The organism is Bradyrhizobium ivorense (genome assembly GCF_900696085.1).
Lineage (GTDB): Bacteria > Pseudomonadota > Alphaproteobacteria > Rhizobiales > Xanthobacteraceae > Bradyrhizobium > Bradyrhizobium ivorense.
The window spans coordinates 343569-368611 of record NZ_CAADFC020000009.1; the positions used below are offsets into that span (position 1 = coordinate 343569).

Sequence of the window (25043 nt, forward strand, 5' to 3'; positions counted from 1 at the left end):
CAGAGTGGTCCTCACGCAGTGCTTTGAATTGTCAGCGATTAAGACAGAGATTGCGTCAGCAACATGGCTTGGTGGAGCCTCGCGTGAGTGGCGCGTACGATATTGGCCAATGTCAAGCCTTCGCGGGCGAGCTCTTCTGCGCTAATCCTCGTGATCGGTCGGTGGGCTGAGCGGAGGGCGCGGCTCGACGTCTTTCTCCAGCCGTTCGCCGGACGCAGAGGCACGACGGACCGCCGGCGAAGGCGCGATCGGGCTGCGATCAGCACCCGGCTCGACGACAGCGTCGGCATGAGCCTTCATTAACGCATCCAGCCTCAACACCCGATCGATTTTCATCTTGACGCGGCGCGCGGCCAGCAATCCCAGGACCGCCTGGATCTTGCCCGCGAAGTTGCGATTGCCGATCGAAAACGAGTAACGCCAGGCGCCTGCGGTCTCGTCTTCCGTGATCAGGAAATGAATTGACCGGTGCGTGCCGCTCTGTTGAGCTCGTCCTGGTCCAGTCATCACGGCTTTCCAGTCGGCGTGCGCTCGGCCGCAGCAGCCTGCAGCGGCTCCCAATGCGTGACGATGTCCTTCATGAATTTTGCCCTTGCGCCGGCCAGTTGGAGCCAGCTGCCGTCGGTTCAGGGCAGTGGAGCGGCCGCGAGGCCATCGGCTAGATGATTGCCTTCGTCACGTCTTGTGATCCTGGGCCAGCTAATTGGGAGATCTTGTCAAAACGGATTGTCTCGAACCCGCGAGGTCATTTGACATAGGTCAAAATGCGATCCGGGAAGCTCTCGACGTTTGCCGAGAACACACATCGGTGCCGAATGAAGACCGTCAGACGCCCTGCAAGCACCCTGCCCTCGATACCAAGCTCTACCGGCGGGATCGCGCGTCTCGCATGTGCCCGGCTCCGGGACGAGCAGGTTGCCCTCGCCCCGATCCTGTCGGCCGCAGGCCTGACGGCCGACGACATCGCCGACAGCAAGCGTCGCATCGCCGCACGAGCGCAGATCAGAATCCTCGAGCTCGCCGCCGCGAAGTTGCAGGACGACTGCTTCGGATTCCGCCTGGCTCAGGGTTTCGAGCTTGGGGAGATCGGGCTTCTGTACTATGTCATGGCTTCATCGGAGCAGCTCGGCGACGCCCTGCACATCGGCGGACGCTACTGCGCGATCAACAACGAGGGGGTGCGGCTACGGACGTCTCTGGAGCACGGATTCGGCATTCAATTCGAGTATGTCAACATCGACAGGTCATCGGACCGTCACCACGCGGAATTTTGGTTGATTGCGCTGGTCCGTATTTGCCGCGCGCTGACCGGCGGCAGGCTGGCCCCGACGCAAATCAAATTGAGGCACTACAGACGCGAAATCCCATTGGATGTCCGATCTCAACTGGGATGCGAAATCGAATTTGCGGCTGACAGGGATGAGGTCCTGTTTCCTTCCCAGATCGGCGCGCTGCCCGTCGTGGGAGCGGATTTGCACCTCAACAAGATGCTGCTTCAATATGCCGACCAGGCGCTCGGCGACCGCGCATCACGACGGACCAGTGTGCGATCCCGCGTTGAAGATCAGATCGCCCGGTTGCTCCCGCACGGCAAAGCCAGCGCCGTGGAGATCGCGCGCCGCCTTGGCATGAGCCGGAGAACGCTTGCGCGGGCATTGTCGTCCGAGGGACTGAGTTTTTCGAATGTCCTCGAGGCGTTTCGAATTGCGCTTGCGCGCCGTTACCTCAAGGAAGCCGAACTGCCGATTTCTGAAATCGCATGGCTATTGGGCTATAGCGAGGTCAGCTCGTTCACACATGCTTTCGTCCGCTGGACCGGCGACACGCCACGGGCATATCGTGGTTCGAACAGCGATGGCTGACACACAACCTCAAACTTCTGGCAACGAATAGCAAGGCTCGGCAGAGCGTATTCCGCTAAGCGAGTGTCATGCGTCCACGCCTCATGTCACAACTCGCGGCCGGCTGTCGCCACGCATGGGCCGCGGTTCTCGGCCCCATGAACCGGGACGACTGAGTCTTCCTGTGGTCCATCATCTTGTTCCACAGTCTCCTGGTCGCACTGGTCCGGGTCGTGATCGCGAATTGAGCCCTAGCGTAGGCCTCGCGCATGGACGTGACGCGACGGCAAACTGACTTCGGCCAGCCGCACGGCGTCCTCTTCGCGGTCGATCGCGACATATTCACCGTGCCAGTAGGCCAGCGCGGCGGTGCGCTGCGAGGCGATCACCTCGAGCACGCGGCCGATCACGATCGCATGCGAATGCCGCTCGATGATCTCCTCGACCTCGCAGTCGAGCGCGGCCAGCGCGCCGACCAGGAGCGGCACGCCGGAGGCGCTTGTCGTCCATTCGGCCCCGGCAAACCGCTCCGCCCCTTTCAGGCCTCCCTTGCCGGTGAAGCGTTCGGCGATGTCGAGCTGATCGGCGGTCAGGATGTTGACGCCGAACACGCCATGGCGCGCGATCAGCGGATAGGACGAGGCGGTGCGGTTGATGCTGACCATCAACGACGGCGGATCGACCGACAGCGACGACACCGAGCTCACCGTCATCCCCGAGATGTCCTTGCCCCGCCCGGCCGTGATGACGCTGACCCCGCCGGTGAGGTGGCGCATCGCGCCGCGAAATTCGGCAGCGGAAACGGCAGAGTCGATCGCGATGTTGCGCACGACGGGGTTCATGACGGCCTCACTGCGTGTCTTCACTGCCTTCGAGCAGATGCTTCAGGATCTCGCCCTCCAGCGCGGCAAGCTCCGCCGAGCCGCGGCGGCGCGGCCGCGGCAGATCGACCGTGACATCCTGGGCAATGCGGCCGTCCTCGATGACCAGCACGCGGTCGGCGAGCGCAACCGCCTCGGCGACGTCATGCGTGACGAGGATCGCGGAAAAGCCCTGGTCGCGCCAGACGCGCTCGAGCAGTTGCTGCATGGAGATCCGGGTCAGCGCATCGAGCGCGCCGAGCGGCTCGTCAAACGCCAGCACGCGCGGCTGGCTGACCAGCGCCCGCGCCAGCGCCACGCGCTGCTTCTGGCCGCCCGACAACACCGAGGGCCACTGCCCGCGCTTGTCGCCGAGCCCGACCTCGACCAGCGCGTGCTCGGCGCGCGCCTGCGCATCGGCCGACGCGCGCTCGCGCCCGAGGCCGACCTCGACATTGGAGAGCACGCGCGCCCATGGCAGCAAACGCGGCTCCTGGAACATGACGCGGACGTCCTGCGCCCGCGGCTCCTCGCCGAAGGCGATGCTCCCCGCCGTCGGCTTGTCGAGACCGGCAATCAGCCGCAGCAGCGTGCTCTTGCCGCAGCCGGAGCGGCCGACGATCGCAACGAACTGGCCGGCGGGGATGTGTAGGTCGATGCCGCGCAGCACCTCATTGTCGCCGAACGACTTTCGCAGGCCGCGGATGGTCAGCGACAGCCCGCGAGCCGCATTGTCCGGAGCGCGCCGCAGATGCTGCACCTCGGCGATGAAGTTGGCACGCGCAACCGGCCGGGCATCCACGGGTTGGAAACGAAGCGCTTCTTGCATTCTTCACTCTCACTTGTTCTGGAAGGCGGGATGCCAGGCCAGCGTCAGCCGCTCCAGCGCCCGCGAGGCGCTGTCGGCGAGCTTGCCGAGCAAGGCGTAGATCAGGATCGAGAGCACGACGACGTCGATCAGCATGAACTCGCGCGCCTGCATCGCCATGTAGCCGAGGCCGGACGAGGCCGCGATGGTCTCGGCGACGATCAAGGTCAGCCACATGATGCCGAGCGCAAAGCGCAGGCCGACGAAGATCGACGGCAGCGCGCCGGGGAAGATCACCCGGCGGAACAATTCGCCGTCGCTCATGCCGTAGATGCGGCCCATCTCGATCAGCTGCGGATCGACGGTGCGGATGCCGTGCAGCGTGTTGAGATAGATCGGGAAGAACACCCCGAGCGCCACCAAAAACAGCTTTGCCGACTCGTCAATGCCGAACCACAGGATGACCAGCGGGATCAGCGCCAGATGCGGGATGTTGCGCACCATCTGCAGCGTGGTGTCGGTGAGCTTTGCCGACAGCTGCGACAGGCCGTTGGCGAGCCCGAAGGCGAAGCCGATGCTGCCGCCGATCAAAAAGCCGATCGAGGCACGCCAGAAGCTGACCCAGATGTTCTTGATCAATTCGCCCGACAGCAGCAGCTTCCATCCAGCCACTGCGACGTCGCTCGGCGCCGGCAGCACGCGCGAGGGCACAAAGCCGGTGACGCAGGCAAGCTGCCAGATCAGGATGATGGCGAGCGGCACGATCCACGGGATCAGGCCATCGACCTTCGGCAGCTTCGGTGCGCCGACGCGCGGGAGAGAATCAATCAAGCTCATGATTGCGATGCCTGTTTCTGCGGACGGTAGTCGTTGCCGATGGTTTCACCGAACGGCCCGGTGTTGACGCGGATCGGCGTCACATTGCCCGGCTGCGCCAGCGACAGCAGCGGGAACACCAGCTCGGCGAAGCGATAGGCCTCTTCGAGATGCGGGTAGCCCGACATGATGAAGGTATCGATGCCGATGTCCTGATACTCCTTGATCCGCGCGGCGACGGTCTGGGGATCGCCGACCAGCGCGGTGCCGGCCCCGCCGCGCACCAGGCCGACGCCGGCCCACAGGTTCGGGCTGATCTCGAGCTTGTCACGGCGGCCGCCATGCAGCTCGGCCATGCGCTGCTGGCCGACCGAGTCCATCCGGCCGAAGATCTTCTGCGCGGCGGCAATGGTGTCGTCGGTGACGTACTGGATCAATTCGTCGGCGGCGCGCCAGGCCTCCGCGTTGGTCTCGCGCACGATGACGTGCAGGCGGATACCGAACGACAGCTTGCGGCCGCGCTGCGCGGCGATCGCCTTCACCTTCGCGACCTTCTCGGCAACCTGCGCCGGCGGCTCGCCCCAAGTGAGGTACTTGTCGACGGTGTCGGCCGCGACGTCGATGCCGGCGTCCGACGAGCCGCCGAAATAGAGCGGCGGCCGCGGCGACTGCACCGGATTGAACAGCAGGCGGCCGTCCTCGATCCGGATGTGCTTGCCCTCGACGTTGACGGTCTTGCCGGCAAGCAGATCGCTGTAGACGTTGAGGAACTCGCGCGTGACCGCGTAGCGCTCGTCATGGTCGAGGAAAATGCCGTCGCCCTTGTTTTCGATCGGATCGCCGCCGGTGACGACATTGATCAGCAGACGGCCGTGGGAGAGCCGGTCCAAGGTCGCGGTCATGCGTGCGGCAACGCTTGGCGATTGCAGGCCGGGCCTGACCGCCACGAGATAGCGCAGCCGTTCGGTCCACGGCGCGACGGCGGAGGCCACCACCCAGGAATCCTCGCAGCTGCGCCCGGTCGGCAGCAGCACGCCGTAATAGCCGAGCTGATCGGCGGCCTGCGCGATCTGGCGCAGATAGTTGAAGTTCACCTCGCGGCCGCCGATCGACGTGCCGAGATAGCGGCTGTCACCGTGGGTCGGCAGGAACCAGAGGATGTTGGCGTTGTCTTTGCTGCTCACGTGCCCGGCCTCCATGCGACGTCGGAAATCTTGATCTGTTTGGGAATCAGGCCCAGTGCGAAGAACGTGTCGGCGATCTGCTGCTGGTCGGCGATCACGGTATCGTTGAGCGGCTTGATGCCGTAGGACTGGCGCTTCAGCGCGACCTCGACCACCGGCACCGACAGGCCGATCGTCGGCGCGAGCTGCTCGGCGACGGCGTGGATATCGTGCTTCGCCCAGTCATCGACCTCGCTGAGCTGCGCCAGCACGACGTCGACGACCTTGGGATCGCTCTGCAGGAACTTCTTCGAGGAGAAATAGAACTGGTAGTTCGCGACGATGCCGGTGCCGTCGGCGAGAATGCGGGCGCCGGTGGCGGCTTCCGCCGCCGACTGGAACGGATCCCAGATCACCCAGGCGTCGACCGCGCCGCGTTCGAACGCCGCGCGGGCATCGGCGGGCGCCAGGAACGCCGGCTCGATCTCGGAATATTTGACGCCGGCCTTCTCCAGCGCCTTGACCAGGAGATAGTGGACGTTGGAGCCCTTGTTGAGCGCGACCTTCTTGCCCTTTAGATCAGCCACCGATTTGATCGGGCTGTCCTTCTGCACCAGGATCGCCTCGCCCTTCGGCGCGGCCGGCTCATAGGCGACATACTGGATCGGCGCACCGGCGGCCTGCGCGAACACCGGCGGCGCCTCGCCGGTGTTGCCGAAATCGATCGCGCCGACATTGAGCGCTTCGAGCAGCGGCGGCCCCGAGGGAAACTCGGTCCAGACCGCCTTGTAGCCGACCGCCTTGAGTTTCTCCTCGAGCGTCCCCTTGCTCTTCAACAGCACCAGCTTGCCGTATTTCTGGTAGCCGATGCGGACGACCTTGTCCTCGCCATAGGAGGCGCCGACGGTCGCGGCGACCATGCTGACCGACAGCACCGCGTAGGCAATCCAGCGTCGAAACAAACGCGTCATGTGAGGTCCTCGGATCAATGAGTGCGGGATCAGGTCTGCGGGTTGCGCCAGACGATGTCGCGGACGGCAATCTGCCGCGGGATCAGGCCCAGCTTGAAGAAGCGGTCGGCGACGCCCTGCTGGGTCGCGATGATGTCGGCGGTCACCGGACCGACCGCAAAGCCGGCCCGCCGCGCCGCGATGGTCTGGATATCGAGCGGCACGCCGGTGACCGCGGCGAGCGATTGCGCGACCTCGTCGGGATGCGCCTGCGCCCAGGCCGCCGTCGCCGTCGTGACATCGACGATCTGCTGCAGGACCTGGCCGCGGGTCTTCGCGAAGTCGCGATTGGCGATGTAGAACGAGTTGGTCTTGGTGATGTCGCGCGTCTTGACCAGGATGCGACCGTTCTGCCTGGTCTCGGCGATTGCAAAATAGGGATCCCAGATCGCCCAGGCATCGATGCCGCCATTCGCAAAGGCGGGGCCGGCGTCCGGCGGCGTCAGATAGACCGGCGTGATGTCGTCATAGGTCAGTCCGGCCTTCTCCAACGTCTGGATCACGACGTTATGCGCACTGGACCCCTTGGTGAAACCGACGCGCTTGCCCTTGAGATCCGCGATGCTGCTGATCGTCGAGTTCTGCGGCACCAGGATGCCCGAGCCGTTGATGATGGGCTGCGCCGCGGCATAAACGATGGCGGCACCGACGGCCTGCGCGAAGATCGGCGGGGAATCGCCGACGGCGCCGTAATCGACACTGCCGACATTCATCGCCTCCATCATCGGCGGGCCCGAGGAGAACTCGACCCATTTCACGCTGATGCCCTGCGGCCTGAAATGATTTTCCAAGGCTTCGCGCTGGCGCGTGATGACGAGCACGCCGTTCTTCTGATAGCCGATACGAATCTCCTTCGCGTCCGCCTGTGCCTGCGCGCGCCCCGACAGCGCGGCGGCCGCAACGGAGCCGAGCGACAGATTGAGGAACTCACGACGCTTCATTCCAAAACTCTCCTGACGATCAAGCGCGATGGCCGCGCGATCATGCGATGTCAGGGATGATGGGACGTGCGAATGAAGCTGTCGAGCGCTGCACAAAAATAGCGATGCCAGCGCTTCGGTCCGGGCATCGCGCGTGTCGTTTCTTTCAAGCCGCTGTGTGGGTGTAGCGAATTATTTTCCTCACGAGATCGCGAGGTTGCGGCACAGAAACGTTTTCGAGCGGAGCGGTCGCCGGTTAGCGCGAAGACTACGCGTCAGAACAAGGAATCTTAAGCTGCACCCTCTCTTCACCCTCCCCTGGAGGGGGAGGGTCGGTTCGCATGAAGCGAAGCGCAATGCGAACCGGGGTGGGGTGATCTCTCAACACGAGGACTGCTCGGGTGGAGAGACCGTCACCCCACCCCGCCGCTCATTTCATTCGCGTCGACCCTCCCCCTCCAGGGGAGGGTGATCGGAGCGATGCTTCAGCAATCGATCAGCCTGCGGCGGCCGACTTCGGAGCGACGCTGACCGCGAGCTTGCCGTAGCGATCGGTGAACGCCTCGGTGTCGATCTCCTCGAGCTGGATCGCGCCGGACAGCACGCCCCGCTTCCACGCCTCGTGCTCGGGATCGTGCTGGAACTCCGGCATCACTTCCTTGGCGAACAGTTCGAGCGACTCGCAGATATGCTCATGGCTGTTCTTGCCGGCCTGGTTGAGCAGGATCACCTGGTCGATATGCGAGGTGCGGAAGCGCCGCAGCTTCCTGGCGATGGTCTCCGGCGAGCCGATCAGGCCGCCGCGCAGCGCGGCCTCCTGTGCCTCGGGATTTTCGCGCTTCCACTTGTTGTACTCGTCCCACATGTTGACCGTGCCCGGCGCCGGCCGCTGCCGGTTCTGCGCCTGGCCGTAATAGCGCAGCGCGAACTGGAAGAAGGTGGCGCCGTCGGCGCGGCGGCGCGCCTCCTCGTCGGTCTCGGCGCACATGAAGAACGAGACCAGCGCCATGTTCGGATTGATCTCGTAGTCGGCGAGCTTGTTCAGCCGTTTGGTGATCGCGTTGTAATAGGCGTGCACCCAGGCGTGCGCGGCGTCGGCGCTGACGAACTGGAAGCCGAGCGCGCCAAAGCCGTTCTGCCCGGCACGCTCGATGGTCGGCAGCTGCGAGCACGCCATCCAGAGCGGCGGGTGCGGCTTCTGCACCGGCTTCGGCACCACGTTGCGCAAGGGGATGTCGAAATACTTACCGTGATGCTCGGTGCCGACCTTGGTGAACATCGGGAAGATCGCCTCGACGGCTTCCTCGAACACCTCGCGCTTGGTCTCCATGTCGCGGCCGAATGGCGTGAGCTCGGTGATCGAGGCGCTCTCGCCCATGCCGAACTCGCAGCGGCCGTTGCTGAGGAGATCGAGCACCGCGACGCGCTCGGCGACGCGCGCCGGATGATTGGTGGTGAGCTGGAAGATGCCGTGGCCGAGCCGGATGTTTTTGGTGCGCTGACTCGCCGCGGCGAGGAAGGATTCCGGCGCCGGCGAGTGCGAATATTCCTCGAGGAAGTGATGCTCCACCACCCAGGCGTAGTCGTAGCCGAGGCGGTCGGCGGTCTCCAATTGGGTCAGCGCGTTCTGGTAGAGGCGGAGCTCGTCGCCGTCGTTCCAGGGACGCGGCAGTTGCAGCTCGTAAAAGATGCCGAATTTCATCAGGTCACTCCCGAGGTCGCGTCTTGTTGCGGTCCCGACCTCTTGTTGTTTTCGGCAAGTGTAGTGCCGCCTCGACCCAAGTCTAGCCTCGGACGCGAAACTCCAATTCCGCGCAGCGGAAGCTGACTTGATCGAAACGCATGAATGTTTAGCTTGTGTTCGCCCGAGTCGCGGCGTTACCCGTCACGTGCTCATTCCTCCGAAAGCTCATGACCACCTTTACGCCGCATCAGGACATCGCGTTGAAAGCCGTCGCCGACTGGCTCAAGGCCAAGCCCGGCCAGGGCGGCACGCCGCCGGTGTTTCGGCTGTTCGGCTATGCCGGAACCGGCAAGACCACGCTGGCCCGCCACATCGCCGAGGGCGTCGACGGCGAGGTCAAGTTCGCGGCCTTCACCGGCAAGGCGGCGCTGGTGATGCGCAACAAGGGCTGCGACAACGCCTCCACCATCCATTCGCTGATCTACCGCGCCCGCGAGTCCGGCGTCGAGCAGCCGAGCTTTGAGCTCTGGGACGACGCGCCGGCGTCGAAGGCAAAGCTGATCGTGATCGACGAGTGCTCGATGGTCGATGCCGAGCTCGGCCGCGATTTGATGTCGTTCGAGTGCCCGCTCCTGGTGCTCGGCGATCCCGCGCAATTGCCGCCGATCCAGGGCGGCGGCTTCTTCACCGACGCCGAGCCCGACGCGATGCTGACCGAGGTGCACCGCCAGGCGCAGGACGATCCGATCGTGCGGATGTCGATGGACATCCGCGAGGGCCGCGAGCTCGAGATCGGCCGCCACGGCGAGAGCGAGGTGGTGTCGCGCAAGGAGCTCGATCCGGACCGGGTGATGGGCGCCGACCAGGTGCTGGTCGGCCGCAACAACACCCGCCGCGCCTACAACATGCGGGTGCGGCAACGGCAGAACATCGAGGATCCGTTGCCAGTGGCCGGCGACAAGCTGGTCTGCCTGCGCAACAACCGCAAGAAGGGCCTGTTCAACGGCGGGCTGTGGCGGGTGAAAGCGCGGGCGCAGTCGAAATCCAAGATCATCACCATGCGCGTGATGCCGGACGAGGATTTTGGCTACAAGGTCACCAAGGTTTCAGTGCGCGGCGAATGCTTCGACGGCGGCATCGAGGGCATCCCGTGGGAGCAGCGCAAGCCCTATGACGAGTTCGACTACGGCTATGTGCTGACCGTGCACAAGTCGCAGGGCTCGCAATGGGACGACGTCGTGCTGTTTGACGAAAGCTTTGCGTTCCAGGATTCGCGGGCAAGGTGGCTGTACACGGGAATCACGCGGGCGGCGAAGCGGCTCAGCATCGTGGTGTAGCCACCGTCATTCCGGGGCGATGCGTTAGCATCGAACCCTCAGGTGCGCGATTGCGCACCGAGAATCTCGAGATTCCGGGTCTGGTCCTTCGGACCATCCCGGAATGACGCTTTTTGAACGGCCCGCTACTTCCTTGAATCGCGGGCCTTTTCCTCACGGAACCGTGTGGCTGCGGCCGTAACAAAACGCCCTTTGCCCCGTATCTTGGGAGCGTCGGAGCGAGCCGGCCCGATTGCGAATGCCGGCTTCCGCTCTAAACTGGCCCCCAAATCCGATCCCACGAGGAACCCATGCCCAGCCGTTCCCTCAGCCGCCTCACGCTTTGCGCCGCCGCGATCGGCGCGCTGGCCGTTGCCGCCTTTGCCGTTGCGCCCTCGGTTGCCGCCGAGGACGCCGTGATCATCCCGCCGCCCGCGGCGGACGCGCAGGAGACCGGGCTGAAGACCGCGGTGCTTGCCGGCGGCTGCTTCTGGGGCGTGCAGGGCGTGTTCCAGCACACCGCCGGCATCGCCAGCGCGGTGTCCGGCTACTCCGGTGGCAGCAAGGCGACCGCCGACTACAGCATGGTCTCGACCGGCTCGACCGGCCACGCGGAATCCGTCGAGATCAAGTACGACCCGCAGAAGATTTCCTACGGCAAGATCCTGCAGATCTTCTTCTCCGTCGTGCACGACCCGACCCAGCTCAACCGCCAGGGCCCCGACAGCGGCACGCAGTATCGCTCGGCGATCTTTACCACCAACGCCGAGCAAAAGAAGGTGGCGGACGCCTATATCGCCCAGCTCAACGCGGCGAAGGTCTACAAGAAGCCGATCGTGACCAAGGTCGGCGCGCTGGAGGCGTTCTATCCGGCGGAGAGCTATCACCAGGACTATCTGACGCTGCACCCGAGTCAGCCCTATATTGCCTATAACGACATCCCGAAGGTCGAGAACCTGAAGAAGATCTTTGCGGAGAACTACATCGAGAAGCCGACGCTGGTGAATGCCGCCAAGGCTACCAACTAGGAGAACAGTCTCCGTCATTGCGAGGAGCGAAGCGACGAAGCAATCCATTCTGCGTCCCTGACACTGGATTGCTTCGCTTCGCTCGCAATGACGACCAACAACGGAGTTTCCATGTCCGACACCAAGACCGACGGCAAGATCCGCAAGAGCGAGGCCGAGTGGCGCAAGGAATTGACGCCGATGCAGTATGCCGTGCTGCGCGAGAAGGCGACCGAGCGGCCGTTCACCGGCGAATACGAGCATGATCCCCGCAAGGGCACCTATGTCTGCGCCGGCTGCGGGCAGACGCTGTTCGAGTCCGACCAGAAGTTCGACTCCGGCTGCGGCTGGCCGAGCTTCTCGAAGCCCGCGGTGGAGAGCCATGTCGACGAGGAGCAGGACACCACCCACGGCATGATCCGCACCGAGGTGCTGTGCTCGAAATGCGACGGCCATCTCGGCCACGTCTTCAATGACGGCCCCGGCCCGACCGGGCTGCGCTACTGCATCAACTCGGCGGCGCTGAAGCTGAACGAGAAGAAGTAGGCCCGGTACCACCACCCGTCATGCGCGGGCTTGCAGTGCCTCGGCGAAGCCTCTTGGCGCAGCCGGGACCCGCGCATCCATCAAACAAAGGAATCTCTTGCTGCGATGGATTGCCGGGTCAAGCCCGGCAATGACGAGCTGGGGCTGCAAATAGCCCGCCATCGCGTCGAACGTATTGCCCGCCCCGCGCGACCAAGAACCGGTCGCGCGGGGTTTTGTTTTGGCCGCGCGGCTCCCCGCGCGAAACCCCAAGGACAATTTCAAAGACAATTTCAAGGACAGTTTGATGCCCAGCATTCCCAGAAAGCTTTTGATTGGTCTCGGACTTGCCAGCCTCATCATGGAGAGCGTCGTGAGCCTACCTGCCTTTGCCGCCGACAAGGTCTCGCTGTTCAAGGTCGTCACCAGCAAGGATGAGATCGTGATCGGGCTGACCGATGCCGAGCTCGCGCAGGTCGAGGGCCAGAATGCCGGCGGGGTCGCTAAGATGCTGGTCGCCAAGGGCTCGCTGAGCGTCTGGCAATATGCCGTGCACAAATCCGCCGCCGGCGACCTCGAGCAGGCGCCGCTGCACAAGGTCGGCCTGATCGCCAGCGACTCGCTGCGCGTCGAGCCGTATGCGACGACGCTGAAGGTGCTGCCGATCGACGACAGCAAGAAGTGACGGCAACGGGATTGTCGTCGCGATCGTCATCCCGGGGCAGTCCGCAGAACTGAACCCGGAATCTCGAGATTCTCAGGTGCGCAACTGCGCACCGGAGGTCGGTGCTGCGCATCGCCCCGGAATGACGGCGGACTCACACACCCCGGAATGACCACGAAGTTCTCGTCCCGCCGCGCGGAATGTGGTTTGCTGAGGTCCGCGGGGCCGTCGGCGTCTCGCCGGGCGGCTGCCGCCTCCTTACGAGGAGGGCGCCATGTCGCTCGGACTGATCCTGATCATCCTCCTGGTGATAATCTTGCTTGGCGGCTATAGCGGCCGGATCCGCGGCTATGGCTATGGGCTCGGCCACTCCGGAATGGGGCTTTTCGGGGTGATTTTGATCGTGGTAGCGATCCTGGCCTGGCTCGACAAGATATGACGGCCTTAAGTTATTGAAATAAAATGACTTATCCGGCCGGTTCCGGCGCTATGCGCAGATTCATCATGTGCCTTGCCGGGCCAGTTCTGGGGTCGCATTTCTGTCAAATGGGCCTATATTAGAGGGCGAAATGACACGTCGGCGTGCCGCCGTTTGCCGCCTGTCGTGCCAAAAATCCCTTTCACCGCCCTAGCGCCAAAAACACAAAGAGGTCGTCGACCATGCGTCCCCTGCGTCCGTTCAACTACAACACGTCCGCCGAGCTGTTTCCTGCCGCGATCCGCAAGAAGAAGCGGGCCGGCTTCGCCTATCGCCGCTTTGGCACCGCTGCCGAAGCCGTGCAGTTCGCGATGGAGCAGTTGCCGGCGGATTCGCTGAACGGCGCCTATCTGCAGGTCGAGGAAGCGCGCTTTGACCAGAACGGCATCCGCTCGCTCTATGAGAGCGAGGCCTTCCCGCTGCCGCGCCGTCCGCGCCCTGCCGCCAGCCAGACCGACGCCGACGCCGCATAACGGCTTCGTCCCTCTTCAACGAAAAGCCCTCGGATCGATCCGGGGGCTTTTGTTTTGACGGGTGAAGGTGGCGCGTTACAGGCGCGGCTGCTTGTCGAGCCAGCGCCGCAGCATCCGCACGTTGCGGACGTTGGCGCGGAACATGACGTCGAACGCATCGCCCGCCACCGGCACCATGCCGACCACGCCGTCCACCGCGACATTGGCGAGCATCCGCGCCGTGATGTGCCAGGGTGCGCCGAGCAAACGGGCCTCGCGCACCAGCCACAGCGAGATCGCCGTGGTGATGATGTCGCCGATCACCGGGATCAGGCCGATCAGCCCGTCGATGCCGTAGCGCACATTGGTGCCCGGCACGATGAAGGCGACATCGAGCAGCTTTGCAATCATCTCCAGCCGCTCGAGCCGCTGCTCGCGCGTCAGATTGCCGAACGGGTTGGCGGTGGCGTTGCGGAAGTCGAACTGAAAGCCCTCGAACTGCTGGAACGGCGCGGCATCCGACAGCTCGCGCCCGTCCTGGTCGATGACCTTGCCGCGCGCCTGCGTTCCGCCGAACGGCGGCCGCGATCGCGTGGCGTGAGGTGAAAAAATGTCGTCCTCGGGCATGGCCATCACATGGGTAACGCATTCCGCCGCTGCAAGTTGCGGCACATTACCACTGTGTCATCTGCTCTGCTCCTTCTCCCCGCTTGCGGGGAGAAGGTCGGGATGAGGGGGACTTTCCGCGAAGTCGGTGAGAGACGCTGTGCGGAGAGTCCCCCTCACCCGAAATTCAAGCTGCGCTTGAATTTCGACCTCTCCCGGCAAGCGGGGCGAGGTACACCCTGCTTCTCGCATGATGGGATCAGTGCTGCGCCGCCGCCGCCGGCTGATACAGTTCCTCGGCATATTTGTGCGCCAGCCACGAGGTGAGCGTGGCCGGGATGAAGCCGACCAGCCCGTACAGGATGAACTGCGTCGGCCCGCTCTCGGAGCCGTGCGAGGCATACATCAGCGCCGTGCCGGTGAACGCCAGCGCCGCGACGATCAGCATCCGCACCACGGGCGCGACGCGCCTGACATGCATCAGGATGTCGTCGATCGCGCCGAGCATCAGCGCCGGCACGATGCCGAACAGATAGTTGTATTGCAGCGATTTCAGGAACACGGCGAACAGCTTTGCCACCTCGCCGCTGTTGGTCTCGGTCCAGTAGCCGGACTGGTAGGTGTTCGCCAGCAACAGCAGGAAGCCGGCGATGAACGGCCCAATGGCTGCGAAGATGATGTAGCGTTTCATGGCCTGCCCTCGCCCGACGTCAAACGAGTGTAGCGCAGTCCTACGACGGTTCTAGGGGAAATTCGTTCCGCGCTGCCAGGCCGCGTTTGCGCGGAATGAGAGGCGAGGCCCCTCACTCGCCCCATGCCGCGAAGGCTTCGTTGAAGGCGCGCTCGCCCGGAGCGCCCTTTTCGATCGCGATGATGGCGCGGCGCTGGTTGGTGTAGACCAGCGGCACGTCGAACCAGGAGCGCTCCTTGAGGAGCTGCAGGTTGCGCGAGCGGTCGAGGTCGACGTTGGAGAGGCCGACCAGGAAGAAGCCGTCGGTGACCTTGACCGCGAGGCCGGACAGCGGCGTGCCGCGCGCCTGCTCGTTCGACTTCATCAGGATGCCCGGCACGTTGCCGACGCCGCCATTGGCGAAATCCTGCGGCAGGATGAAGGTCAATTCTGCGGTGTGGCTTGCCGGCAGCGATGAATCGGTGTTGCGGCGGAACGACATCGTCATCTTGAACTTGCGATCGGGGATGTCGATGTCGGCGCGCACGGCGATATCAGGCTTCTGGTTGCCGGACGCCTTGACCTGCTCCGTGCGCCACACCACCGAGCCGACATACTGCTTGCCCTTCGGATCGGACGGATCCTCGTCATAGAGCACGACGCGCTGCGCCACCGGGGCGACCGGTTCGCCCGACGCCGAGGGCTGGCCGACGCGGTCGGCGATCTTCGGCTTGGTTGCGGGCGCCGAGGCATCCTTCGGCGCTTCGACGGCAGGCTGCGATTTGAACAGGCTGCTGGCGAAGATCATCGCGTCCTGGCGATAGAGAATGCCGACACCGACCAGGATCAGCAGAATGCCGATCACGATCGCGGTCTTGAACGGGAACGTCGAGCCGAGCCGCGGCTTCTTCGGCTCACGCTCGCCATTGCCGATCCGCGATCGCGGCGGCGGCGCCTGCGACGGCTGCGGCGCGTAGCGCTCGGCCTCCTCGGCCGCCTCGTCGTAGGCGTATTGCGCGTCGGGATCGGCGCCGCGGTTCTCCAGGCTCGGCTCGAGTCGGTCGAATTCCGGCGAGGGCGACGGCACGTTGGCGTAGGTCTTGCGCGCGTTGCGGCTGGCCTGCGCCGCGGCGCGGCCGAGATCGTCGGCGTCGGCCGTGATGTCGCGGAAGCCGCGGACACCGGGGGCAGCCGGCGGCGGTGCCCCCTCCGGGCCACGGCGCGGCGGACCACCCGGCCGTGGCGGCGATGACTGCGACTCCGGGGCCGACGGGAGCGGCGGGTTTTGCGGGCGCGGCGGGGTCGGCGGCGCATCGGGTCGCAGATTGCGCGGCGGGCGCGGTTCGCCGGGCGGCGGGTTCGACAGCCGCGGACGCACCGGCTCGGCGGAAGTGCCCTCCGGCGGCCGGGCGTTGGCCCGGCGCGGCGCATCATTGCCGCGGGCGGCACCGCCCGGACGGGAGGCCTCGCGGGCGCGCTGGGCGGCTTCCGCCTCGACCTTGCGGACGGCCTCCTCCAGCGACAGCCGCTCGCGGGTGATCTCGGATTCCGACAGCGGCGGCTGCACGCCGCGGAGCTGCTGAATCAGCGCCGTGCGCGCCCGCGCGTACAGCGCGCGGCGGGCTTCGCCGGGGGCGTTGGGGTCCAATCCGGCAATGGCACGGGCGATCAGCGGGTAGTAGTCAGCCATTTCCACACAATTGGTGGGATATAGGTAATATCCCGTTAAGCCTCGAACGGATTCTGTACCAGAATAGTATCCTCACGTTCCGGGCTGGTGGACAACAGGGCGATCGGACACCCCACCAGCTCCTCGACCCGGCGGACGTATTTGATGGCCTGGGCCGGCAGATCCGCCCAGGACCGGGCGTTGGCCGTCGGCTGCTTCCATCCTTCGATGGTCTCGTAGATCGGCTCGACGCGGGCCTGCGCGCCCTCGCCGGCCGGCAAATGATCGATTTCCTTGCCATCGAGCCGGTAGCCGACGCAAACTTGGATGCTGTCGAACCCGTCCAGAATATCGAGCTTGGTCAGCGCCAGCCCGCCAATTCCACAGGTCCGGACAGTCTGTCGCACCAGCATGGCGTCGAACCAGCCGACCCGCCGCTTGCGCCCGGTGTTGACGCCGAATTCCTTGCCGCGGCGGCCGATCTCCTCGCCGATCTCGTCCTTCAGCTCGGTCGGGAACGGGCCCTGGCCGACCCGGGTGGTGTAGGCCTTGCAGATCCCGAGCACATAGCCGACGGCGCCCGGTCCCATGCCGGTGCCGGTCGCGGCCTGGGCCGCCACCGTGTTGGACGAGGTCACATAGGGATAGGTGCCGTGGTCGACGTCGAGCAGCGCGCCCTGGGCGCCCTCGAACAGGATGCGCTTGCCCTCGCGGCGCTTGAGGTCGAGCAGCCGCCACACCGTCTCGGCATAGGGCAAGAGCTTGGGCGCCATCGCCGACAGCTCGGCCAGAATGCCCCTGCCGTCGATCTCCTCCAGATTGAGGCCGCGGCGCAGCGCGTTGTGGTGCGCCAGCAGGCGGTCGATCTTGTGCGGCAGGGTGTCGAGGTCGGCGAGGTCCATCAGGCGGATGGCGCGCCGGCCGACCTTGTCCTCATAGGCCGGGCCGATGCCGCGGCGGGTGGTGCCGATCGAGGTGATGGCATTGGAGGATTCGCGCAGCGAATCGAGCTCGCGATGCAGCGGCAGGATCAGGGTCACATTCTCGGCGATGCGCAGGTTCTCGGGCCCCACCGCGACGCCCTGCCCCTTCAGTTTGGCCACCTCGTCGAGGAAGGCCTGCGGGTCGAACACCACGCCGTTGCCGATCACGGCGAGCTTGTGCGGCCGCAGCACGCCGGACGGCAGCAGCGCCAGCTTGTAGGTCTCGCCATTGATCACGAGCGTATGGCCGGCATTGTGGCCGCCCTGGAAGCGCACGACGATGTCGGCCTGTTCCGACAGCCAGTCGACGATCTTGCCCTTCCCCTCGTCGCCCCACTGGGCGCCGACGACGACAACATTGGCCATTTCGAAGCTGTTCCCTTCAGGTGTTTTCAGACCATGATCGCGGCGAAAACGCGTCCGCTCGCGTTCGATCATGCGCTTATGCCCAGCCCAATCCGCGGCCAGGCCACGCGCAGGCAAGGCGCCTACCGGATAAAGGAAGCGGCCCGGCTGCGCAAGCAAGAAGGCCGCCTTTTAAGCCTTTTGGATAGGGTCCAACTCCTTGATATCCCCTGAAAATCCCGGGGCAGGCAAGCCCGCCCCACGCTGGCGAGAATTTAATGTTGGGGCGGCCGCGGTGGACCATATGGATCATTGATCGCACTGCCCATTGCGGCGATCATTCCGCTTTCATGAAATCAGTTTGATCCATGCCCAATTCCACACCCGCCACCATGGCCCTGCGCAGGCTCGGCATCGCCTTCAAGCTTCACACCTATGTCTACGATTCCGATGCCGAGAGCATCGGGCTGCAGGCGGCGCAGGCGCTCGGCGTCGAGCCGGACCGGATGCTGAAGACACTGATGGTGGAGGTCGACGGCAAGCCGGTCTGCGCGGTGGTGCCGTCCGACTGCGAGCTCAGCATGAAGAAGCTCGCCGCAGCGTTCGGCGGCAAGTCGGCGAAGATGATGCGCCCGGCCGACGCCGAGCGGCTCACCGGCTACCATGTCGGCGGCATCAGCCCGTTCGGCCAGAAGAAGCGCGCGCCGACCGCGATCGACGAGTCCGCCCTCACCCACGTCACCGTCTTCGTCAATGGCGGCCAGCGCGGTCTGCAGATCGAGATCGATCCGAACGACGCCGCGCTTGCCGCAGGCGCGACGATGAAAGCCCTGACCGCGACGCGCGACTAGAGCATGATCCGGAAAAGTGGGAACCGGTTTTCCGAAAGGATCATGCTCAAATAAAGGGAGAGCTGAGATCATGATCGCATCATGATCTCAGCTGGGCGCGGGCCTTCACGTCACCGCTGCAAGGTCACGACTGCAACGTCACGGCTGCGTGCGCGCCCACAGCATCGCTTCGACGATCGCCTCGCGCAGCTTGGGCCGCACTTCGTTCGAGCATTCGATCAGCGCGAGGATTGCATTGGCGCGGGCGGCATAGCGCTCGCGGCGGTCGAGCGCCTCATCGTCCGGCGCCGGGTCTTTCAGAATGTCCATCAGGATTTCGCTTTTCGTCGCGAGGTCGGCGACCAGTGGGAAGGCTTCGATGCATGCCGAGGCAACGTATCCGGGCTGAACTCGCTTCACGCATCACCCCCTGATAGCCGCGCAGCAACGCTGACCGGCAAGCTGCTGCCGCCTCCAGATGTCGCCTCATCTGGGACAGAAGCCGACAATTGTGATACCCCCCGAATCCGGGGGTTTGAGCGATGGGTCTCGACGACGCAATCTCGACCATTGAGACATCGGCGACGATGGACGAGCTTCGCCGGTCGCTGCACCGGATCATCCAGGATTACGGCTTCTCCGGCTTTGGCTTCATCGATGCCGGCCGGCCGGAACTCGATCTGCCGTATCACACCGGCACCTACCCACCGGCATGGGAACGCACCTACATCCAGAACGACTTCGTGCATTGCGATCCGGCGCTGGCGCGCTCGCGGCGGACCAACACGCCGTTCACCTGGAGCAGCCTGAAGCTGCCGGAACGCAACGGGCGCAAGCGGCCGCCCGAGGTCAGGACGATGGATGCCGCCCGCGAGTTCGGCTTCAAGGACGGCTTCGTCGTGCCGTTGCACTATCGCGACCGGTTCGGCGCGGTGCACTCCAGCTCGACCGTGTTCTTCTGGGAGGACGAGCCGCAGAGCTTCGACAAGCTCATGAACCGCTCCCGGCACGAGCTGCATCTCGTGATGATCTACTGGGTGCAGCGGGCGATGGACATCGTGGGTCGCGACCAGCGCAACGCGCCGGCCATCCTGAAGCCTGCCGACGCCGCCGCGACGATCAAGCTCACGGGCCGCGAGCGCGAGGCGATGGCGTGGGCGGCGCGCGGCAAGACCGTGGCCGACACCGCGCAGATCCTCGGCCTCTCGCCGGAGACGGTGGAGGGCTTCATCAAGCAGGCGCTGCGCAAGCTCGATGCGTCCAACAAGACGCACGGCGTCGCCAAGAGCATCGCGCTCGGCATTATCGATTTCTGACATCGGCTGCACGACCACATCGCACCCTTACAGCTGCTTGCGCGCCGGCGGCATCGCCTCGACAACCGCATCGTGCAAATTCGGCCGCGATCGCCCGGAACATTCCGTAACGGTCCGAATTGTACCGGCGCGCGTCGCCAACCGTGCGCGCCGGTCTTCGGCTTCTTGCGCTTCTTGGGCCGGTGCCTGCAGTTGCATCAGGTCCACCCATGCGTCCGCGCATGTCGCAAGATTGTCGAGCAGAGGGAACGCTTCGATAGAGGTCGAGGCCGCAGGTCCGGGCTGGGTTCGTCTCACGCTTCACCCCCTGATTGCATTCGCGCGCGGTCTTGATAATAAGGTGCAGCCCGGATGAATTGTATGCGAACATCTCAGACCATGGGTGCGCACTCCGGTGCGCGCCAGGCCCGGCTCACCGATTGGGACACGGTGCGGATCTTTCTGCAGGTCGCCCGGGTCGGCAGCTTTCGGGCCGCCGCGGCCGAGCTCAACGTCTCCGCGAATTTTCTCAAGAAGCGGATCTCTCAACTCGAGGATACCTATCAAACGCGGCTGCTGACGCGCCATGTCGACGGCGTCAGGCTGACGCCGGAAGGCGCCCGCGTGCTCGAAGAAGCACGGCAGATGGAAGAGGCGTCGTTCCGGCTCGACCGCATGCTCAACCAGGTGGCGCCGGCGCTCAACGGCGAGGTCCGGCTTGCCGTCACCGAAGGTCTCGGCACGTTCTGGCTGGTGCCGCGACTGGTCGAATTCCAGCGCGCCCATCGCGGGCTATTGGTCGACCTGAAATGCGAGATGCGCCCGGCCGATCTGCTGCGGCTCGAAGCCGACGCCGCGATCCAGCTCGAACGGCCGGAGCAACCGGATATCAAGCGGCTGAAGCTCGGCCGGCTGCACATCATGCCGTTCGTCAGCCAGTCCTATGTCGACCTCTACGGCATGCCGAAGAGCGCCGACGACATCAAGCAGAACCACCGCATCGTGCTGCAGGACGCCGAGCAGACCAAGGGCCGGGAATTGTACGAGAAGCATCTCGGACGCGAGCAGGTCGGCTTCGTCGCGATGCGCAACAACGTCTCGACGGCGCATTTCTGGTCGGTCGCGAAAGGCGCCGGGATCGGCTGGCTGCCGACCTACGTTCCCACCCTCGGCGATCCGCTGCTGCCGCTCGATATCGGCTTCAAGTTCGAGTTCGACATCTGGCTCGCCTATCATCCCGACGCGCACCGCATTCCGCGCGTGCGGCAGCTGATCGACTGGATCATCCAGGCCTTCGACGGCCGCAAATATCCCTGGTTCCGGGACGAGTTCGTCCATCCCAACGATCTCCTGAAGTCGTATCAGGGCGAGCAGCTGATCAACATGTTCGCCGGCTTTATCTCCGGGCGCCGGGGATCGCTTGATGAAGATCGGGTGGGCGCGCCATGAGCACATCGCACGACGAACAGATCGATCGGCTGGTGCAGGAGCGGTGGCGCGCGATCGGGCTGTCGCAGCGTGACGTCGCCGAGGTGCTCGGCACGACTCCAGCCAAGGTCGGCGCCGGCGGCGCGGCCCGGATCGACGATCGCCGCCTGACGGCGCTCGCCAGGATGCTGGGACCGTCGACCGAGCTCCCTGCGGATGTCACGCCGTCGCTGCAGTCCCTGCTCGAGCTGCGGATGCTGCGGGTGTTCCGCGAGGTGCAGAGTTCCGACACCAAGCGGATCCTGATCGAGCTCGCCGCGCAGATCGTCCGCCGCCAGGTGACGCCGCCCGAGGCCGGCTAGGACCTGATCCGGCCGCCAAGCAAAATGCCGAAAAACAACCCCATGCAAAGTAGCCGGGCGGGCTGCCGGCGTTCGATATGGCCACTGTCCATAGCGGGTGAAGATGTCGTGTTTTTGTAGCTCGTGATCTGTCGCCTTCGTTTTGGAGTTTTGGGCGCCCCCGGAAGGCGTGGACGGGAGCGCCGGGTTTGTCATGCCATGGATGGAGCGGTCTGGTCAGCCCTGCGGGCGGGTTTCTTTGTTCGATTTGAAGCCCGTTTCTCCGTCCCGACCCGCGTTGTCTCGACGGCGGCGCGCGCAGGAGCGGTCAAGGACGCGCGCTTGCGCGCCCGCCAGGGCTTGTCCTTGACGGCTCCGAGCACGCTGCCAGGCTGAGATGCGTCGGGGCTGATCTGCTGTCCGTTGGCGCTAAACCTCGCCAATCGATGCGGGCCGAGGAACACGCTGACGGTGCCATCGGGATACTCATGCACCCGCACCAGGGCCCTGACGAAGTGAGGCCTCAGCCGGCTCTCCGGCAACTGCAGCCGGCGACCTTTCCATGCGACGGTATTGTCGTTGGCGACGGTTCGCTCCTCGATCACGCACAGCGCCTCGCGCCAGGCCTCGTGGCGGTCGGCAACGAAGGCGGTGCCTTGCTGTTCGGCCTTGATCGCAAATGCGGCGTTGTGTTCGGCGATGTAATGCGCCTTCAACCACGCATTGGCGGCTTCGACCGTCTTGATCCCGGCGAGCCGCAGCTCCTTTGGCAGGCGGTCCTGCAGCGTGCCAAACAGCCGCTCGGAGCGTCCCCGCGCCTGCGGCGAATAGGCCGCGATATGCTCGATCCCAAGATGCGACAAAGCCCGTCCCACCTGGGTTTGTTGCGTCTTCGAGACCTTCTCGCCAGCCTTCGGGGTAAGGAAATAATGGCTGCCGCGATCGGTGTAGAGCGCACAGAACAAGCCGCGCTCGCCAATCACCTCGCGCAGGGCCAGGAACGTCGAGGCGTGCCTTCTTCCTCGACCAGCAGCATCGAGTAGACCTCGCTGGTCGCATCGTCCATCGTCACGATCAGGTCCATCGCCGGCAGATCCTCGATCCAGACGTGGCGCGATCCGTCCTGGTGCAGCAGCATCCCCGGCAGCGGCCGGCGTGGGCGCTTCTTACGGTGCGCCGAACGCTTCGGCGCCTTCCGTACCAGGCCCGCCGCCTGCAGCGCGAGCTTCGTCACCGTATAGCCCAGCACATAGTCATGCCGCTTTTGCAACTGCTCGTGGAAGTGCTTCACCGTGAAGTCCGCGTACTTGTCCCGGAACAGTCCCAGCATCCGCTCCAGCTCTTCCTCCGGTGCCCGCCGCGGCGATCGCCGTCCCATGCGCCGGTCCACCAGCCCGATATCGCCCTCCGCCTCATAACGCTCCGCCCAGCGTTGGAAGGTCCGAACACTGACCCCGAGAAACTCCGCAGCCGCCTCCTGCGTCAGTTCCCTCGCTTCCGTCCGTTCCAGCAAATCTGAAAACCGCATCCGTCGTACACCCTCGTGAATGGATGCCGTGCCCATCGTGCCCCCTTTGTCCCGGGGCACCAAAAACACGACACTTCACGAGCTACAAACAGGCGACAGATCACGAGCTACTGACACGTTCGACATGGCGGCTTGACACGTCGGGCAAGTCAGGGGTAGTCTTCCAATATTCCGAAATTGTGCCAGGCGCCGGCTCGCTCCCGCAGAGCGAATGATGACAGGTTGAATCGGCCGGGAGGCATTTGCTGCACCTTCCGCAAGCGGGAGAGGAGCGAAGGTTCTTCGCGGATACAATTGCAGCCCAGGGCATGCGCTCGGGCTAGACGGTCATGCCGAACCGCTCCCTGAAGCCTTTGATGCCAGGGGGCGTGATTGCAATGGCTCGCGTGCCGGGCAGGCGCCGTACCCAGCCCAAATCGAAGCAACGTGTGGCGAATGCCGCGGCGACGGCGCCACCCAAGTGTGGCCTTTGCTCACTCCAGTCGAGGCACGATCGGCAAAATTGACGCTTCGAGCCTTGTACCGCCGCCAGATCGATGCCGAAATCGGAAAGCGATTTCGTCCCACGTGCCGTAAGGAGACCGCCATCCCTCGAAAGCACGATCAGCTTCTGCTTTATGAAGGCCTGGGTCAGCCCCACTCCTAATTTTCCGGCAAAGTGGTCGTAACAGGTTCGCGCATCGCGCAATGTCTGCTCACGCTCCGAGAGCGCATGCGAGCGCGACGGACGCACCGCGGTTATCGCAATCGCCATCACTGCTTCCAGCGCTTGCCCCACAAGCGGTCCCGCCAGTCGGAAATACCGGTTACGACCTCGCCTCTCGGGAGTGATCAACTGACCGTCCGTCAATTTCGCCAGATGCCAACTCGCAGTCTGCGGCGTAACGCCCGCAACTCCCGCCAGTTCGGTCGCACTGTGGCTACAACCATCCAGGAGCGTACAGAGTATCACTGCGCGCGCCTGGTCGCCGATGATGTCCCCGACTTCCGCCAGCTTGTTAGGACTGCTCATGACCGGAGTGTACGGAGGTCACGCAGGAATAGTCCAGAGATTATGCTTCGAGCGCGGTCGAAGTAAATCCGGTTGCGACACATGCGAAGGTCGGCGCATCCAATGTGCAGGACACGCGCGATCCGTCGACGAGTCGTTTTTGTCGTCCGTGCGAGGAATGCCGAGCCACGGAGGGCGAAGCAATTGATCGAGGCCACGCAGAGCCGCGAAGCGGCCCGGCGATCGAGAACGGCACGCCGAGCAATATCGTCTCACATCTCCAGGGAGCCGTCCGGTGACATCGCCACGGAGCAACAACATGACGTCCGCATCTGGTACTTTTCTGCTCTCCTTTCTCATGCTTGTGACCGGAGTCTGCATTCCGATCATGGCCGCGTGGAACTCGAGGCTTGGCTCCGAGCTCGGGAGTCCCTGGGCGGCCGCCTTCATTCTTTTCGTTCTCGGCTCCATCGTCTGCGGTATTGCCATGATCTTCCTTGGCTTGCCGAAGCACGACTGGTTCAGCGCGACGCCGCTCTATTACGCAGGCGGACTGGTTGTCTCTCTGTACATCCTGGGGATCACATGGACGGCGCCGCGCATCGGCGTTGCCAACGCCGTGTTTTTCGTGCTGCTCGGGCAGATTGCGTCGGCCGCGCTCATAGATCAGTTCGGTGCGTTCGGTGCGCTGAAGTCGTCGCTCACCACGACGCGCATCATTGGCATCGCGTTCATGCTCGTTGGAACATTTCTCGCACGACGTATCGCATGATGCCGGCGCGGCGAGCCTCGGTGCCGGGTGAATGGATCGGC

The 25043-nt window shown here is 64.5% G+C and carries 29 protein-coding genes; 12 read left to right on the top strand and 17 right to left on the bottom strand.

Going from position 1 to position 25043, the window contains the following annotated elements:
• Nucleotides 1–141 precede the first annotated feature (141 nt).
• Nucleotides 142–507, bottom strand: a complete 366-nt coding sequence (locus tag CI41S_RS44005; RefSeq protein WP_175607152.1) for a hypothetical protein — start codon at nucleotides 505–507, stop codon at nucleotides 142–144.
• Between the two features lie 308 nt (nucleotides 508–815).
• On the opposite strand from CI41S_RS44005, the gene CI41S_RS14010 reads away from it, so the two are divergent.
• Nucleotides 816–1862: an AraC family transcriptional regulator gene (locus CI41S_RS14010; RefSeq protein WP_244622494.1), complete on the top strand. Its 1047-nt coding sequence runs from the start codon at nucleotides 816–818 to the stop codon at nucleotides 1860–1862.
• Between the two features lie 230 nt (nucleotides 1863–2092).
• On the opposite strand, the gene CI41S_RS14015 is transcribed toward CI41S_RS14010, so the two are convergent.
• The 7 genes from CI41S_RS14015 to CI41S_RS14045 form a co-directional block, all read right to left on the bottom strand.
• Nucleotides 2093–2683, bottom strand: a complete 591-nt coding sequence (locus CI41S_RS14015; protein WP_139486300.1) for a flavin reductase family protein — start codon at nucleotides 2681–2683, stop codon at nucleotides 2093–2095.
• 7 nt (nucleotides 2684–2690) lie between these two features.
• A complete protein-coding gene (locus tag CI41S_RS14020; protein WP_139486301.1) occupies nucleotides 2691–3530 on the bottom strand; it encodes an ATP-binding cassette domain-containing protein in 840 nt (279 codons plus the stop codon).
• A gap of 9 nt (nucleotides 3531–3539) precedes the next feature.
• A complete protein-coding gene (gene ssuC / locus CI41S_RS14025) occupies nucleotides 3540–4346 on the bottom strand; it encodes an aliphatic sulfonate ABC transporter permease SsuC (protein ID WP_139859701.1) in 807 nt (268 codons plus the stop codon).
• Entirely contained in the window at nucleotides 4343–5524 is a 1182-nt protein-coding gene (ssuD, locus tag CI41S_RS14030) for an FMNH2-dependent alkanesulfonate monooxygenase (protein WP_139859704.1), read from the bottom strand. Before ssuD ends, ssuC begins: the two co-directional genes overlap by 4 nt.
• Nucleotides 5506–6459 (bottom strand): sulfonate ABC transporter substrate-binding protein, encoded by a 954-nt coding sequence (locus CI41S_RS14035; protein WP_139859706.1) that lies wholly within the window; start codon nucleotides 6457–6459, stop codon nucleotides 5506–5508. The genes ssuD and CI41S_RS14035 overlap by 19 nt, the downstream gene beginning before the upstream one ends.
• A gap of 29 nt (nucleotides 6460–6488) precedes the next feature.
• The gene (locus tag CI41S_RS14040; RefSeq protein WP_139859708.1) at nucleotides 6489–7439 is read right to left on the bottom strand and encodes a sulfonate ABC transporter substrate-binding protein; all 951 of its coding nucleotides are present in this window, start codon (nucleotides 7437–7439) and stop codon (nucleotides 6489–6491) included.
• 475 nt (nucleotides 7440–7914) lie between these two features.
• Entirely contained in the window at nucleotides 7915–9120 is a 1206-nt protein-coding gene (locus CI41S_RS14045) for an LLM class flavin-dependent oxidoreductase (RefSeq protein ID WP_139859710.1), read from the bottom strand.
• Nucleotides 9121–9329: 209 nt separating this feature from the next.
• On the opposite strand from CI41S_RS14045, the gene CI41S_RS14050 reads away from it, so the two are divergent.
• From CI41S_RS14050 to msrB, 3 genes are all read left to right on the top strand, one after another.
• Entirely contained in the window at nucleotides 9330–10439 is a 1110-nt protein-coding gene (locus CI41S_RS14050) for an ATP-dependent DNA helicase (RefSeq protein WP_139486306.1), read from the top strand.
• 290 nt (nucleotides 10440–10729) lie between these two features.
• Entirely contained in the window at nucleotides 10730–11446 is a 717-nt protein-coding gene (msrA, locus tag CI41S_RS14055) for a peptide-methionine (S)-S-oxide reductase MsrA (protein ID WP_139859712.1), read from the top strand.
• Between the two features lie 111 nt (nucleotides 11447–11557).
• Nucleotides 11558–11971 (top strand): peptide-methionine (R)-S-oxide reductase MsrB, encoded by a 414-nt coding sequence (gene msrB / locus CI41S_RS14060; RefSeq protein ID WP_139859715.1) that lies wholly within the window; start codon nucleotides 11558–11560, stop codon nucleotides 11969–11971.
• A gap of 18 nt (nucleotides 11972–11989) precedes the next feature.
• On the opposite strand, the gene CI41S_RS14065 is transcribed toward msrB, so the two are convergent.
• A complete protein-coding gene (locus CI41S_RS14065; protein WP_139859717.1) occupies nucleotides 11990–12268 on the bottom strand; it encodes a hypothetical protein in 279 nt (92 codons plus the stop codon).
• A gap of 55 nt (nucleotides 12269–12323) precedes the next feature.
• Here CI41S_RS14065 and CI41S_RS14070 point away from each other — a divergent pair, with 55 nt between their 5' ends.
• From CI41S_RS14070 to CI41S_RS14080, 3 genes are all read left to right on the top strand, one after another.
• The gene (locus tag CI41S_RS14070) at nucleotides 12324–12635 is read left to right on the top strand and encodes a hypothetical protein (protein WP_244626507.1); all 312 of its coding nucleotides are present in this window, start codon (nucleotides 12324–12326) and stop codon (nucleotides 12633–12635) included.
• Between the two features lie 253 nt (nucleotides 12636–12888).
• Nucleotides 12889–13053 (top strand): DUF3309 family protein, encoded by a 165-nt coding sequence (locus CI41S_RS14075; protein WP_139486309.1) that lies wholly within the window; start codon nucleotides 12889–12891, stop codon nucleotides 13051–13053.
• Nucleotides 13054–13274: 221 nt separating this feature from the next.
• A complete protein-coding gene (locus tag CI41S_RS14080; protein ID WP_016844322.1) occupies nucleotides 13275–13565 on the top strand; it encodes a hypothetical protein in 291 nt (96 codons plus the stop codon).
• Between the two features lie 75 nt (nucleotides 13566–13640).
• Here the strand turns inward: CI41S_RS14080 and CI41S_RS14085 are convergent, their stop codons facing one another.
• From CI41S_RS14085 to CI41S_RS14100, 4 genes are all read right to left on the bottom strand, one after another.
• Nucleotides 13641–14177: a DUF4112 domain-containing protein gene (locus CI41S_RS14085; protein WP_139859920.1), complete on the bottom strand. Its 537-nt coding sequence runs from the start codon at nucleotides 14175–14177 to the stop codon at nucleotides 13641–13643.
• A gap of 232 nt (nucleotides 14178–14409) precedes the next feature.
• Nucleotides 14410–14841: a DUF5413 family protein gene (locus CI41S_RS14090; RefSeq protein ID WP_139859719.1), complete on the bottom strand. Its 432-nt coding sequence runs from the start codon at nucleotides 14839–14841 to the stop codon at nucleotides 14410–14412.
• 112 nt (nucleotides 14842–14953) lie between these two features.
• Entirely contained in the window at nucleotides 14954–16510 is a 1557-nt protein-coding gene (locus CI41S_RS14095) for a hypothetical protein (protein ID WP_139859721.1), read from the bottom strand.
• A 35-nt stretch (nucleotides 16511–16545) separates the two neighbouring features.
• On the bottom strand, nucleotides 16546–17838 hold the full coding sequence (locus CI41S_RS14100) for an adenylosuccinate synthase (RefSeq protein WP_139859723.1): 1293 nt from the start codon (nucleotides 17836–17838) through the stop codon (nucleotides 16546–16548).
• Between the two features lie 347 nt (nucleotides 17839–18185).
• Here CI41S_RS14100 and ybaK point away from each other — a divergent pair, with 347 nt between their 5' ends.
• The gene (ybaK, locus tag CI41S_RS14105) at nucleotides 18186–18668 is read left to right on the top strand and encodes a Cys-tRNA(Pro) deacylase (protein WP_139859726.1); all 483 of its coding nucleotides are present in this window, start codon (nucleotides 18186–18188) and stop codon (nucleotides 18666–18668) included.
• Between the two features lie 138 nt (nucleotides 18669–18806).
• Here ybaK and CI41S_RS14110 read toward each other — a convergent pair whose 3' ends face one another.
• The gene (locus CI41S_RS14110) at nucleotides 18807–19067 is read right to left on the bottom strand and encodes a hypothetical protein (protein WP_139486314.1); all 261 of its coding nucleotides are present in this window, start codon (nucleotides 19065–19067) and stop codon (nucleotides 18807–18809) included.
• 122 nt (nucleotides 19068–19189) lie between these two features.
• Here CI41S_RS14110 and CI41S_RS14115 point away from each other — a divergent pair, with 122 nt between their 5' ends.
• From CI41S_RS14115 to CI41S_RS14125, 3 genes are all read left to right on the top strand, one after another.
• Nucleotides 19190–19963, top strand: coding sequence for a LuxR family transcriptional regulator (locus CI41S_RS14115; RefSeq protein WP_139859728.1), 774 nt, complete (start codon nucleotides 19190–19192; stop codon nucleotides 19961–19963).
• A 360-nt stretch (nucleotides 19964–20323) separates the two neighbouring features.
• Nucleotides 20324–21391, top strand: a complete 1068-nt coding sequence (locus CI41S_RS14120; RefSeq protein ID WP_244626508.1) for a LysR family transcriptional regulator — start codon at nucleotides 20324–20326, stop codon at nucleotides 21389–21391.
• The gene (locus CI41S_RS14125) at nucleotides 21388–21732 is read left to right on the top strand and encodes a hypothetical protein (RefSeq protein WP_139859730.1); all 345 of its coding nucleotides are present in this window, start codon (nucleotides 21388–21390) and stop codon (nucleotides 21730–21732) included. Before CI41S_RS14120 ends, CI41S_RS14125 begins: the two co-directional genes overlap by 4 nt.
• A gap of 191 nt (nucleotides 21733–21923) precedes the next feature.
• Here CI41S_RS14125 and CI41S_RS14130 read toward each other — a convergent pair whose 3' ends face one another.
• The 3 genes from CI41S_RS14130 to CI41S_RS14140 form a co-directional block, all read right to left on the bottom strand.
• Nucleotides 21924–22676 (bottom strand): transposase family protein, encoded by a 753-nt coding sequence (locus CI41S_RS14130; RefSeq protein ID WP_139859732.1) that lies wholly within the window; start codon nucleotides 22674–22676, stop codon nucleotides 21924–21926.
• Between the two features lie 14 nt (nucleotides 22677–22690).
• Nucleotides 22691–23275: a helix-turn-helix domain-containing protein gene (locus CI41S_RS14135; RefSeq protein WP_139859734.1), complete on the bottom strand. Its 585-nt coding sequence runs from the start codon at nucleotides 23273–23275 to the stop codon at nucleotides 22691–22693.
• Nucleotides 23276–23558: 283 nt separating this feature from the next.
• Nucleotides 23559–24251, bottom strand: coding sequence for an ArsR/SmtB family transcription factor (locus CI41S_RS14140; protein WP_139859737.1), 693 nt, complete (start codon nucleotides 24249–24251; stop codon nucleotides 23559–23561).
• A gap of 298 nt (nucleotides 24252–24549) precedes the next feature.
• Here CI41S_RS14140 and CI41S_RS14145 point away from each other — a divergent pair, with 298 nt between their 5' ends.
• The gene (locus tag CI41S_RS14145; protein ID WP_210241785.1) at nucleotides 24550–25002 is read left to right on the top strand and encodes a DMT family transporter; all 453 of its coding nucleotides are present in this window, start codon (nucleotides 24550–24552) and stop codon (nucleotides 25000–25002) included.
• Nucleotides 25003–25043 lie beyond the last annotated feature (41 nt).

Coding starts and splice junctions, on each gene's coding strand:
- CI41S_RS44005 (WP_175607152.1), bottom strand. CDS start 507: ATGACTGGACCAGGACGAGCTCAACAGAGCGGCACGCACCGGTCAATT.
- CI41S_RS14010 (WP_244622494.1), top strand. CDS start 816: ATGAAGACCGTCAGACGCCCTGCAAGCACCCTGCCCTCGATACCAAGC.
- CI41S_RS14015 (WP_139486300.1), bottom strand. CDS start 2,683: ATGAACCCCGTCGTGCGCAACATCGCGATCGACTCTGCCGTTTCCGCT.
- CI41S_RS14020 (WP_139486301.1), bottom strand. CDS start 3,530: ATGCAAGAAGCGCTTCGTTTCCAACCCGTGGATGCCCGGCCGGTTGCG.
- ssuC (WP_139859701.1), bottom strand. CDS start 4,346: ATGAGCTTGATTGATTCTCTCCCGCGCGTCGGCGCACCGAAGCTGCCG.
- ssuD (WP_139859704.1), bottom strand. CDS start 5,524: ATGGAGGCCGGGCACGTGAGCAGCAAAGACAACGCCAACATCCTCTGG.
- CI41S_RS14035 (WP_139859706.1), bottom strand. CDS start 6,459: ATGACGCGTTTGTTTCGACGCTGGATTGCCTACGCGGTGCTGTCGGTC.
- CI41S_RS14040 (WP_139859708.1), bottom strand. CDS start 7,439: ATGAAGCGTCGTGAGTTCCTCAATCTGTCGCTCGGCTCCGTTGCGGCC.
- CI41S_RS14045 (WP_139859710.1), bottom strand. CDS start 9,120: ATGAAATTCGGCATCTTTTACGAGCTGCAACTGCCGCGTCCCTGGAAC.
- CI41S_RS14050 (WP_139486306.1), top strand. CDS start 9,330: ATGACCACCTTTACGCCGCATCAGGACATCGCGTTGAAAGCCGTCGCC.
- msrA (WP_139859712.1), top strand. CDS start 10,730: ATGCCCAGCCGTTCCCTCAGCCGCCTCACGCTTTGCGCCGCCGCGATC.
- msrB (WP_139859715.1), top strand. CDS start 11,558: ATGTCCGACACCAAGACCGACGGCAAGATCCGCAAGAGCGAGGCCGAG.
- CI41S_RS14065 (WP_139859717.1), bottom strand. CDS start 12,268: ATGCTGGGCATCAAACTGTCCTTGAAATTGTCTTTGAAATTGTCCTTG.
- CI41S_RS14075 (WP_139486309.1), top strand. CDS start 12,889: ATGTCGCTCGGACTGATCCTGATCATCCTCCTGGTGATAATCTTGCTT.
- CI41S_RS14080 (WP_016844322.1), top strand. CDS start 13,275: ATGCGTCCCCTGCGTCCGTTCAACTACAACACGTCCGCCGAGCTGTTT.
- CI41S_RS14085 (WP_139859920.1), bottom strand. CDS start 14,177: ATGGCCATGCCCGAGGACGACATTTTTTCACCTCACGCCACGCGATCG.
- CI41S_RS14090 (WP_139859719.1), bottom strand. CDS start 14,841: ATGAAACGCTACATCATCTTCGCAGCCATTGGGCCGTTCATCGCCGGC.
- CI41S_RS14095 (WP_139859721.1), bottom strand. CDS start 16,510: ATGGCTGACTACTACCCGCTGATCGCCCGTGCCATTGCCGGATTGGAC.
- CI41S_RS14100 (WP_139859723.1), bottom strand. CDS start 17,838: ATGGCCAATGTTGTCGTCGTCGGCGCCCAGTGGGGCGACGAGGGGAAG.
- ybaK (WP_139859726.1), top strand. CDS start 18,186: ATGCCCAATTCCACACCCGCCACCATGGCCCTGCGCAGGCTCGGCATC.
- CI41S_RS14115 (WP_139859728.1), top strand. CDS start 19,190: ATGGGTCTCGACGACGCAATCTCGACCATTGAGACATCGGCGACGATG.
- CI41S_RS14120 (WP_244626508.1), top strand. CDS start 20,324: ATGCGAACATCTCAGACCATGGGTGCGCACTCCGGTGCGCGCCAGGCC.
- CI41S_RS14125 (WP_139859730.1), top strand. CDS start 21,388: ATGAGCACATCGCACGACGAACAGATCGATCGGCTGGTGCAGGAGCGG.
- CI41S_RS14135 (WP_139859734.1), bottom strand. CDS start 23,275: ATGGGCACGGCATCCATTCACGAGGGTGTACGACGGATGCGGTTTTCA.
- CI41S_RS14140 (WP_139859737.1), bottom strand. CDS start 24,251: ATGAGCAGTCCTAACAAGCTGGCGGAAGTCGGGGACATCATCGGCGAC.
- CI41S_RS14145 (WP_210241785.1), top strand. CDS start 24,550: ATGACGTCCGCATCTGGTACTTTTCTGCTCTCCTTTCTCATGCTTGTG.